Origin of the sequence: Micromonospora sp. ATA51 (assembly GCF_016802855.1) — a bacterium.
In the GTDB taxonomy this organism is placed as follows: Bacteria; Actinomycetota; Actinomycetes; order Mycobacteriales; family Micromonosporaceae; genus Micromonospora; species Micromonospora sicca.
In genome coordinates, this window is record NZ_JAEVHJ010000222.1 from 1 (window position 1) to 11,176 (window position 11,176).

Consider the following 11,176-nt stretch of genomic DNA (forward strand, 5'->3'; position numbering starts at 1 on the left):
GCTGCATGCCGCGTGGCCACGTCGACGGGGGTGACGGTGGCATGACCACCACCAGCCTCGACCGCGGCATGGCCGCCAGCGGGGTGGGCGTGATCGGCGACCACAGGGACTGGGACAACAAGGACCAGGACCGTCGGGACCACGACGACCGGGACGGCTGCATGCCGCGTGGCCACGTCGACGGGGGTGACGGTGGCATGACCACCACCAGCCTCGACCGCGGCATGGCCGCCAGCGGGGTGGGCGTGATCGGCGCCGCCGCCCTGGGTGGCATGGTCCTGCTGCGTCGGCGTCGGGCCAATGACCTCGGCTGACACGACGGCGACACCGGCCGGCGGCCGTCACGGGAGACCGTGGCGCGCCGCGGCGCGGCCGTCGTCGTCCTCCTCGCCATGGTGGGCGCCGGCCTGATCGGGGCGTCCGTGCGGACCGTGCCGCCGCCCCGCCCGCCCCAGCCGCTGGCCCAGGCCGGTCCCGGCGACCCGACCGCCGCCCAGGCCGGGCCGGGCGATCCGACCACCAGCGCCCCCGCCGCCGTCGACGGGACCCAGTCCGCCGACCAGGCGTCCGCCGCCGAGGAGGCGACGGACGCGCCGAACCCGGACCTCGCCCCCGTCGGCCTGGACCGGTCGAACCCGACGACCATCTCGATCCCGCGGATCGGGGTGGACGCCAAGATCATGTCGCTCGGCACCAACCCCGACGGCACGGTCCAGGTACCCCCGCTCGACCAGGCCCAGCTGGCCGGCTGGTACTCCCCTGGCGCCAGCCCCGGTGAGGTCGGCAACGCGGTGATCGTCGGCCACGTCGACTCGGCCAAGCTCGGGCCGGCCGTCTTCTTCAACCTCGGCGCGCTCCAGCGGGGGGACACCATCACGGTCGCCCGGGAGGACGGCCGGAGCGTCACCTTCGCCGTCGACGAGGTGAAGTCCTACCCGAAGACGGCGTTCCCCACGGAGCTGGTCTACGGCCCCAGCGACAAGCCGAGCCTGCGGGTGGTGACCTGCGGCGGGGTGTTCGACCAGAGCGCCGGCAGCTACCTGAACAACATCATCGTCCTCGCCACCATGACGCAGTGACGCGGACGCCCCGGCGCGGCCCGGTGGTCGGGTGACCGACCGACCGGACCGCGCGGGGCATGTCCGGGTCAGGCGGCGGCCGAGGTCCGCACCAGAGTACGGATCTGCCGCAGCAGCACCGACAGGGCGGACAGGTCGGCCCGGGACTCGTCGAACTCCCCCATCGCCCGGTGCGCCCGGTGGATCGAGGTGGCGTTCGCCTGCTCCCACTCCTGCACCCGCTCCTGTGGCGGGAGGGTGTCCGGGGTGGATCCGAGGACCTCCGCGGTGAGCGCGGCCAGCGCGGCGTACAGGTCGTAGCGCAGCGCCATCCGGGCCAGCGTCTGCCAGCGGTCCTCCCGCGGCAGTAGCGAGATCTTCGACAGCAGGGCGTCCACCCGGAACCGGTCGGAGAGGACGAAGTAGACCGAGGCCACCTCGCCCACGTCCCGGCCGGCGGACCGGGCGGTCTCCACGACGTCGAGCAGGCCGAAGCTGTACATCAGCCGGGTCGCCTGCTCCGCCAGCTCGCGGGGCAGCCCCCGCGAGGTCAGCGAGTCCATGTGCGCCGCGATGGCCTCGCGCTCGCTGCCGTAGAAGAGGTTCTCCAGGCCGGGCAGCAGCCGGGCGACCCCGTCCCGCAGCCGGTCGATCTCCCCCGGCACGTCGATGGGCGAGCGCCGGTTGCTGACCAGCCAGCGCACCGCCCGGTCGAGCAGCCGCCGGGTGTCCAGGTAGACGCTGGTCTGCAGCTCGGGCGAGACCTTGTTGTCCAGGGCCTCCACCGCGTCCCAGAGCGCACCCAGGCCGAACACCTCGCGCACCACCACGTACGCCCGGAGCACGTCCGCCGCCGAGGCGGCCGTCTCCTCGACCACCCGGAAGACGAACGAGATGCCGCCCCGGTTGATCGCCTCGTTGACCAGCACGGTGGTGACGATGTCCCGGCGCAGCCGGTGCCGGCCCATCCGGTCGGCGAACCGCTCGCGCAACGGGGTCGGGAAGTAGTTGACCAGGACATCGGTCGTCCACTCCTCGTCGGCCAGCCCGTCGGCCACAATCTCGCGTTCCAGCACGATCTTGACGTACGCCAGCAGCACCGCGAACTCCGGCGCGGTCAAGCCGTCCTCGGTCCGGACGGCCAGTTCCTCGTCCGGCGGGAGCGCCTCCAGCGCGCGGTCGAGCTGGCCGGACCGCTCCAGCTCGTTGAGCATCCGCCGGTGCACCGGGAGCAGCGAGGCGGCCTGCGCCTGGGCGTTGTTGATCGCCCGGGCCTGGTCGTAGTTGTCCCGCAGCACCAGCTCGGCGACCTCGTCGGTCATCTCGGCCAGCAGCCCGTCCCGCGCCTCCATGGTCAGCTCGCCGTCGGCGACCGCCGTGTTGAGCAGGATCTTGATGTTCACCTCGTGGTCCGAGGTGTCCACCCCGGCCGCGTTGTCGATGAAGTCGGTGTAGATCCGGCCGCCGTTCTGCGCGTACTCGATCCGGCCGTGCTGGGTGAAGCCCAGGTTGCCGCCCTCACCGACCACCCGGCAGCGCAGGCTCTTGCCGTCCACCCGGATCGCGTCGTTGGACTTGTCGCCCACCTCGGTGTTGGTCTGGCTGGACGCCTTCACGTAGGTGCCGATGCCGCCGTTCCAGAACAGGTCGACCGGCGCGGTGAGGATGGCGCGCATCAGCTCCTGCGGCGACAGTTGGTTGACGTCGTCGTCGAGGCCGAGCACCGCGCGCACCTGCGGGCTGACCGGGATCGACTTGGCGGTCCGCGAGTAGACGCCGCCGCCGGCCGAGATCAGCTCCGGGTTGTAGTCCTCCCAGGACGAACGGGGCAGGTCGAACAGCCGCTTCCGCTCGGCGTACGAGGTGGCGGCGTTGGGATCCGGGTCGAGGAAGATGTGCCGGTGGTCGAAGGCGGCCACCAGCCGGATGTGCTCCGACAGCAGCATCCCGTTGCCGAACACGTCGCCGGACATGTCGCCGACGCCGACCACGGTGAAGTCCTCGGTCTGGGTGTCGTGGCCCAGCTCGCGGAAGTGCCGCTTCACCGACTCCCACGCGCCCCGGGCGGTGATGCCCATCTTCTTGTGGTCGTACCCGGCGGAGCCGCCGGAGGCGAACGCGTCGCCCAACCAGAAGTTGTGCGCGGTGGAGATCTCGTTGGCGATGTCGGAGAAGGTCGCCGTGCCCTTGTCGGCCGCCACCACCAGGTACGGGTCGTCCGCGTCGTGCCGGACCACGTCGTCGGGCGGGACGATCTCGCCGCCGACGATGTTGTCGGTGACGTCCAGCATCGCGCCGACGAACTCCTTGTAGCAGACCACCGCCTCGTCCCGGTCGCCCGGCTTCTGCTTCAGCACGAAGCCGCCCTTGGCGCCCACCGGCACGATCACGGTGTTCTTCACCATCTGCGCCTTGACCAGACCCAGCACCTCGGTGCGGAAGTCCTCCCGCCGGTCCGACCAGCGCAGCCCGCCCCGGGCCACCGGCCCGAACCGCAGGTGCACGCCCTCGAAGCGCGGCGAGTAGACGAAGATCTCGAACTTCGGCCGCGGCGCCGGCAGGTCCGGTATGGCCTGCGGGTCCAGCTTGAACGCCACGTACGACTTGGGCCGCCCGCCGGCCGGCTTCTGGTAGAAGCTGGTCCGCAGGGTCGCCTGAATCAGCGTCAGGTACGACCGCAGGATGCGATCCTGGTCCAGGCTGGCCACGTCGTCCAGCGCCGCGCCGATCGCGGTGACCAGCTCGTCGCCGCGCTGCCGCCGCTCGTCCAGGGTGGTCGCGCCCGGGGCGAACCGGGCCTCGAAGAGCTCCACCAGCAGCTCGGTGATCCGCGGGTACGCGATGAAGGTCTGCTCCATGTACTCCTGGGAGAAGACGGTGCCGGCCTGGCGCAGGTACTTCGCGTACGCCCGCAGCACCACCACCTGCCGCCAGGTGAGCCCGGCGCGGAGCACCAGCTCGTTGAAGCCGTCCACCTCGGCCTCGCCCCGCCAGGCGGCCGCGAAGGCGTTCTCCACGTGCGGGCGGACCTCGGCCAGCTCCTGGTGCGCCTCGGGCAGGCGGAGCCCGAAGTCGTAGAGGAAGACCCGACCGTCGATCCGGTCCACCTCGTACGGGTGCTCGTCGACCACCCGGACGCCGAGCGAGTGCAGCACCGGCAGCACGGCGGAGAGCATCATCGGCTCGCCGTACCGGTAGACCTTGAACCGGACGTCCATCGTCTCGTCGACGTCCCCGCCCGGCCGCCCCGGCCGCGGCGCGAGCTGCTTGCGGAACAGGTGCATCTCGAGCTGGCCGGGCTCCTCCAGCAGCTCGAGCTTGGCCAGGTCCTTCATCGCCTCGTACGGCGTGTGCCCGTCCTTGTAGCCCTCCGGGAACGCGTCGGCGTACCGGCTGAACAGGTGCTTGGCCTGCTCGTCGCCGAGCTTGCGCTCCAGCACCAGCCGGTAGTCGTCGTCCCAGAGCCGGGTCGCGTCGGCCAGCTCCTCGGCGAGCAGGTCGGCGTCGATGTCCCCGGGCGGGTTGGTCGGGTCGGTCCGGACGATGAAGTGCACCCGGGCGAGCATCGACTCGGTGACCCGGGTGGTGTAGTCCACCCCGACGCCGTTCAGCTCGCGCAGCAGGATGTCCTGCATGCGGAGCCGGTTCTGGGTGGTGAACCGGTCCCGGGGCAGGTAGATCAGGCAGGAGATGAACCGCCCGTACCCGTCCCGGCGCAGGAAGACCCGCAGCTGCCGGCGGCCGGCCATCCGCAGCACGCCGATCACCGCGTGGTACAGGTCGTCGGTCTTGATCTGGAACAGCTCGTCGCGCGGGTAGGTCTCCAGGATCTGCAGCAGGTCCTTGCCGGAGTGGCTGCGCTGGCTCAGCCCGGAGCGGTCGAGCACCTCGGCGACCTTGCGGCGGACCACCGGCAGCTCGCGGACGCTGGTCCGGTACGCCGCGGTGGAGAAGAGACCCAGGAAGCGCCGCTCCCCGACCACCTCGCCGGCGTCGTTGAAGATCTTGAAGCCGATGTAGTCCAGGTAGGCCGAGCGGTGCACGGTGGCCCGCGAGTTGGCCTTCGTGATGATCAGCAGGCGCTTCTCCAGCACCTTCTCGTGCGCCTCGGGAGTCATCGACGACAGCGCCCGGGCCTCCGGCGAGTCGGAGCGCAGGATGCCCAGCCCGGTCCCGAGCACGGCCTCCAGCGCCTGCCCGCCCTCCCCGCCGTCGGTGTCGACCAGCCGGTACTCGCGGTACCCGAGGAAGGTGAAGTGGTCGTGCGCCAGCCAGCGCAGCAGCTCCACCGAGTCGGTGATGTCCTTCTCCGGCACCGGCGGCCGGCTGTCGGAGGTCCGGGCGGCGGCCAGCTCGTCGGCGAGCGCGAGGGCCCGCTGCCGCATCTTGGGCCAGTCCTCCACGGCCTCCCGGACGTCGGTGAGCACCCGCTGCAACTCCCGGCGGAGCTTCTCCCGCTCGGCCGCGTCGCGCACCGGGTCGATCTCGATCCGCATCCAGCTCTCGACCAGGTCGCCGGCGATCGCGTCGTCCGGCTCGACGTCGGCCGACACCTCGGTCAACCGGCCGAGCGGCTCCCGGCGGACCACCACCAGCGGGTGGACCAGCAGGTGCACGTCGAGGTGGTGCGAGTTGAGCAGGGCGGTCACCGAGTCGACCAGGAACGGCATGTCGTCGGTGACGATCTCGATGACGGTGTGGTGCTGTTCGGCGTCCGGCTCGTGGATGCGCAGCTTCAACTCGCCGGGAACCCGCTGCTGGGCCAGGTCCCGGTGCGCCCGGGCCGCGTCGAGCATCTCCTCGGCAGTGAAGCCGATCAGCTCCTCGTCCGGCGCGAACCGCCAGAACCGGCCGACCAGCGTCGCCGCGTCGTGGTCGTCCCCGGCGAGGGCGACCGCCTGGGCCACCAGGCGCTCGGCGTTCGGTACCGGTTCGTCGAACTCGGCGTCCTCCACGTCGTCGCCCAGCGCCCGCGCCGGCAGGCCCAGGTCGTAGAGGGTGTCGACGCTCGAACCGGTCATTCCGGTCACTCCTGTGTCGAGACGGCCGAAACCATCCCCGTCGGTCGCCGAATCGAAGCTGTCGTCCCGGCCGGTGTCAGCCTGCCGGAGGTCGGGTCCCGGTTTGATCGCCGGACGCCGGTCCATCGGTGCCACTCCCCTCGACCCACCGCGTTGTGGGTCACTCTGCCGCCCAGCCTAGGCCTGCCGCTCTGCCCGTTCGTCGGCGGACCACCGGCCGGACGTCCGGTTCGGGACTCTGTCCTTTCACCCGTTGCGGGTACGTGGTCGGCCGGTCGCGGAGTACCCCGGCTCGCGATGTTCATCACACTGCCACAGCGCGTCTTTCCGCACGTCGGAGCGGTGGCGGGGCAGTGGCGGAGCGCGGCCCGTACTAGCGTGCAGGGCAGTTTCGTACCGGAGGGACAGCTTCATGCTCGTGTCGTACCCCGTTGGTCGCCGCCGATCACAGCTCCGACCCGTCTTCGCGGCGGTGACCGCCGCCGTGCTCGCCGCCGGCGCGCTGGCCGGGTGCTCGGCCGAGGACGGCCCGGAGCGCAGCGTCGACGCGTTCCTGGCCGGCTGGCGCTCCGGCGACCTGCACACGGTCGGCTTCATCGACGCGACCGGCGCCCGGGTGCCGGCGGCCGAGGTGACCAAGCAGATCCGGGCGCTCTCCGGGGAACTGGTGGACACCCCGCCGGCGGTGAAGCGCAAGGGCGACGCCAAGGTCACCGCGGACACCGCGACCGCCCAGGTGGAGGTCGTCTGGACGCTGCCGGGGCAGACCCGTTGGGCGTACGACCGGCCGGTACGCCTCAAGCGCGGCGGCGACGACCAGTGGCAGGTGATCTGGGAGCCCACGCTGGTCCAGGAGCAACTGGAGGAGGGCGACGGCTGGCCCTGCGCCGGGACGCCGCGCGCCGGGCCGCGGTGCTGGACGGCGCCGGCGCCCCGATCGTGGCGCCCCGGCGGGTGGTCCGGGTCGGCGTGCAGCCCGGCGAGGTCACCGACGTGCCGAAGCTGGTGCGGCAGCTCGACGCCGCGTTCAAGGCGATCCGGCCCGCGCTGGTGCCGCCGGTCGACCTGTCCGATCTGCCGAAACGCCTCGCCGAGGCCGAGCCGACCGCCCTGGTCGAGGTGGTGACCCTGCGCGAGGAGGCGTACCGGCAGATCAAGCCGCGGATCTACGACCTGCCGGGCACCAAGTTCCCGACCGACACGCTGGACCTGGCACCGACCCGGGAGTTCGCCCGCGCGCTGCTCGGCTCGGTCGACGCGGCGCAGGCCGACGACCTGAAGGCGCACCCCGACAAGTACGTCGCCGGCGACCTGGTCGGCCACGGCGGCCTCCAGGGCCGGTACGACGACCGCCTGCGCGGGGTTCCGGGGCTCACCGTCGTCATCGAGCGGCCCAAGCCCGGGGAGCGGGGGATGACGACCGGCCCGGAGGTGTTCCGCAGCGAGCCGAAGACCGGCCAGCCGCTGAAGACCACCCTGGACGTGGCCACCCAGAACGCCGCCGACGCGGCGCTGCGCGGGGAGAAGCGGCGGTCGGCCCTGGTGGCGCTCCGGATCAGCGACGGCGCGGTGCTCGCCGCCGCCAACGGGCCCGGTCCGGCCGGGGAGAATCTCGCCTTCACCGCCCAGGTGCCGCCCGGCTCGACGTTCAAGACGGTCAGCGCGCTCGCCCTGCTGGACCGGGGGGCGGTGACCCCGCAGGCGACGGTCGCCTGCCCGAAGACGTTCGTGGTGGACGGCCGCCCGTTCAAGAACTCCGACAATTTCGAGCTGGGGGCGGTGCCGTTCAGCACCGACTTCGCGAAGTCCTGCAACACCGCCTTCACCTCGCTGGCCCCGAAGCTGGGCCCGGACGGGCTCGCCACCACCGGCCGTACCCTCGGCCTGGAGGCGAAGTGGGACCTGGGCGCGGACGTCTTCACCGGCAAGGTCTCCACCGGCGGCTCCGCCACGGAGCAGGCCGCCGCGGCGATCGGCCAGGGCACCACCGTGGTCAGCCCGCTCGCGATGGCCGGCGCGACCGCCGCCGTGGCCCGGGGCCACTGGGAGCAGCCGAAGCTGGTGCTGGACCCGGCGGCGCAGCAGCCCGCCCCGGCGGGTCCGGCCCTCAAGGCGGAGTCCGTGGCGGCGCTGAAGACGATGCTGCGCGCGGTGGTCACCGCCGGGACGGCCAAGGCCCTCGCCGACGTTCCCGGCGAGCCGGTGTACGGCAAGACCGGCACCGCCGAGTACGACAACAACCCGGCGCACACCCACGCCTGGTTCGTCGGTTGGCAGGGGGATGTCGCGTTCGCGGTCTTCGTCGAGCAGGGCGGGTCGAGCACGGACAGCGCCGTGCCGATCAGCGAGCGTTTCCTCCGCGGCATCGCCGCCCGCTGACCGTCGGTGGCCTCGGTTCCCCGCCGAGGCCACCAGGTCCGGCGGGCACTGGTTCGTGCACCGGAACCTGCCGACGCAGGCAGGGACCGCTGACCGAGTAACCGGGCTCCGCGCGGCGTGGGTCGGGTCAGGCGATCCCGGCGCTGGGCCCGGGGGAAGCGTCGTCGCCCGGCTCGGACGCGGGCTCCGCCTCGGGCGACGTCCGGCGCACCGGCACGGGCCCGGCCGAGGCGGGCGGTTCCACCGGTTCCCGGCCCGCGACGACCTCCTCCTCGGGCGGGGCGACGCGGCGTAGCAGCCCGGGCCCGCCGAGGCCCGCGGCCCCACCGGCTCCGGACCGGCCGACTGGATCGGCGGGGCGTCGTCCGTGGACGTGGCCTCCTCGGCGACCGGACCGATCGGCTCGACCGCCACCGCGGGAGCCGGCGTGACCACCGGTGCCGGGGCCACCGGCCGGCTCGGCTGGGGACGCCCGTTGCCCCGCCTCGGGGACGGTGGCGCCGGGGTGGCCGGCAGCAGCCGCGGCGGCATCGCGGCCGGCGCGGAGACCGGCGCCAACCCGGACACCACGGTGTTGACGATCTCCGCCGCGTACGAGCCGTCGGGATCGTAGTCCGGGTCGAAGACGGTCAGCTCGACGCCGAGGCAGTGCGGGGTGTCGACGAGGCCGGCGAGCAGGATCTCCAGCTCGGCGAAGGCGATGCCGCCCGGGTCCGGGGCGTCCACCGCCGGCATCACCGCCGGGTCGAGCACGTCCACGTCGATGTGCACCCAGTAGCCGGCGCAGTCGGCGAGCTGCTCGTGTGCCCACTGCGCGGTCCGCGCGGCGCCCTGGGCGCGCAGCGCCGGCACCGGCCGGGTGGTGATCCCGGCGGCCTGGAGGTCCAGGCGATATTCGTCCTGCGCCCGGATGCCGAGGACCACCACGTCGATGTCCCGGAAGTAGGGGCGGCGTCCCTCGATGGCGGCCAGGTCGGCCTGCCCCCGGCCGGTGACCAGAGCGAGGTCCTCCCCCGCCGCGGCCCCCACGTAGGAGGCGTTGCCGGGGTGCCGGAAGTCCGAGTGCCGTCCACGAAGACCAGCCCGATCCGGCCGCCGACCGCCTCGCCGAGCCGATGCATGGCCAGCGCGGAACCGAGCAGCACCGAGCAGTCCCCGCCGAGCACCAGCGGGAACTCCCCCCGGTCGATGATCGCGCCGATCCGGTCGGCGAGTGCCACCGAGTACCCGGAGATCTCCGAGGCGTGGCAGACGCCGTCGCCGGGGCGCCAGTCGCCGGGGTCGTACCGGGGCGAGGTGAGGCAGCCGGCGTCCCGGGCCCGCAGCCGGGCGAGCAGGCCGTGGTCGCGCAGTGCGCCGGGCGCCTTGGCGCAGCCGGGGACGGAGGTGGCGGTGGGTGGGCGCAACCCCAGGTTGGTCGGCGCGTCGAGGACGGCGATCCGGCGCATCATGGGCTCCCGTCCTCGGTGGTCGGGCGGGCCGGCCGGAACGCCGGCCCGCGCTGGCGTGCTACGAACTCAGAACAGGGCGCTGGCCAGGGCCGGCGGGCCGAGGCCACGGCGGGATCCTCCGGGCCGGCGATGGTGAACAGGCTGACCAGGTGCTGGCGTACCTTCTCCCGCTCGTCACCGGCGGTCCGGCGGACCAGGCCGACCAGCCGCTTGTAGGCCTGCTCGGCCAGGCCGCTGAGCACCTCGATGTCGGCGGCGAGGAGCTGGGCCTCGACGTCGTCGGGGGCGCCCTCGGCGGCGGTGAGCGCGGCCTGCGGGTCGGCGCCGCCGACCCGGCGGGCCAGTCCGACCTGGGCGAGCCCGGCCTCGGCCGCGGCGTCCGCCGGCGACTCCGCCAGGATCTTCTTGTACGCCCGCTCGGCGGCGTCCAGGTCGCCGCTCATCAGCGCGTCGTCGGCCTCGTCGAGGCGGGGGTCCTCCGGCTCGGCCACGGTGACGCCACCGGCCTTGAGCACGGCGGAGATCCACTGCCGGAGCTGGGCCTCCGGCACCACCCCGGAGAAGGCGTCGATCGGCTGCCCGCCGACCACCGCGTAGACCATCGGGATGCCCTGCACCCGGAACATCTGGGCGATCCGGGGGTTGGCGTCCACGTCCACCTTGGCCAGCACCCACGCGCCGGCGCCCTCGGCGGCCAGCCGCTCCAGCACCGGGGAGAGCTGCTTGCACGGCTCGCACCACTCGGCCCAGAAGTCCACCACCACAGGAGTGCTGAGCGAACGCTCCAGCACCTCCGTCTGGAAGGTCTCCTCGGTCACGTCGATCACGGCGGCTCCGCCGCCGGCGGCGGGAGCGCCGGGAAGGCCGGCAGGCGGCCCGGACTGGGCCGGGGCGGTGGGACGGGCGGGGGCAGGGGTGCTCGGTGTGCCGCGCAGCGCGCTGAGGTCGACCGCGCCGCGGGTGAAGATCGACGAGGTGATCCGTGGGTCGCTCATGGTTGTCTAACTTCGTGCTGCGGATGGCCGCGCTGATGCACGACGTCGGCAAGCCGGCCACCAAGGCGGTCGGCCCGGACGGGCGTCAGCTTCCACCACCACGAGGTGGTCGGCGCCCGGCTGACGAAGGCCCGGATGAAGGCCATGCGGTACCCGAAGGACGTCACCTCGCGAGGTGGTCGCCCTGGTCGCCCTGCACCTGCGTTTCTACGGGTACGGCCGGGGCGAGTGGACCGACTCGGCGGTGCGCCGGTACGTCGCGGACGCCGGTG

At 73.1% G+C, this 11,176-nt stretch carries 3 protein-coding genes and 5 pseudogenes; 5 read left to right on the forward strand and 3 right to left on the reverse strand.

Annotation, left to right across the window (positions count from 1 at the left end; translation table 11 throughout):
- Positions 1–314: pseudogene (locus tag JNW87_RS26845) on the forward strand (hypothetical protein); the annotation flags it as partial.
- A 78-nt stretch (positions 315–392) separates the two neighbouring features.
- On the forward strand, positions 393–1,079 hold the full coding sequence (locus tag JNW87_RS26850) for a class F sortase (RefSeq protein ID WP_375373545.1): 687 nt from the start codon (positions 393–395) through the stop codon (positions 1,077–1,079).
- Positions 1,080–1,147: 68 nt separating this feature from the next.
- Here the strand turns inward: JNW87_RS26850 and JNW87_RS26855 are convergent, their stop codons facing one another.
- Entirely contained in the window at positions 1,148–6,205 is a 5,058-nt protein-coding gene (locus JNW87_RS26855) for an NAD-glutamate dehydrogenase (RefSeq protein WP_109805800.1), read from the reverse strand.
- A gap of 286 nt (positions 6,206–6,491) precedes the next feature.
- Between JNW87_RS26855 and JNW87_RS40860 the strand changes: the two are divergent.
- Together JNW87_RS40860 and JNW87_RS26860 are read left to right on the forward strand one after the other, a co-directional pair.
- Positions 6,492–6,893, forward strand: a pseudogene (locus tag JNW87_RS40860) (penicillin-binding protein); the annotation flags it as partial.
- Between the two features lie 140 nt (positions 6,894–7,033).
- Complete coding sequence (locus JNW87_RS26860; RefSeq protein ID WP_309234057.1) at positions 7,034–8,458, forward strand: penicillin-binding transpeptidase domain-containing protein; 1,425 nt, start codon at positions 7,034–7,036, stop codon at positions 8,456–8,458.
- A gap of 506 nt (positions 8,459–8,964) precedes the next feature.
- On the opposite strand, the pseudogene JNW87_RS26865 reads toward JNW87_RS26860, so the two are convergent.
- Together JNW87_RS26865 and JNW87_RS26870 are read right to left on the reverse strand one after the other, a co-directional pair.
- Positions 8,965–9,909, reverse strand: a pseudogene (locus JNW87_RS26865) (arginase family protein); the annotation flags it as partial.
- A 66-nt stretch (positions 9,910–9,975) separates the two neighbouring features.
- Positions 9,976–10,904 (reverse strand): annotated as a pseudogene (locus tag JNW87_RS26870) (tetratricopeptide repeat protein).
- Between the two features lie 8 nt (positions 10,905–10,912).
- Here JNW87_RS26870 and JNW87_RS26875 point away from each other — a divergent pair.
- Positions 10,913–11,176 (forward strand): annotated as a pseudogene (locus JNW87_RS26875) (HD domain-containing protein); the annotation flags it as partial.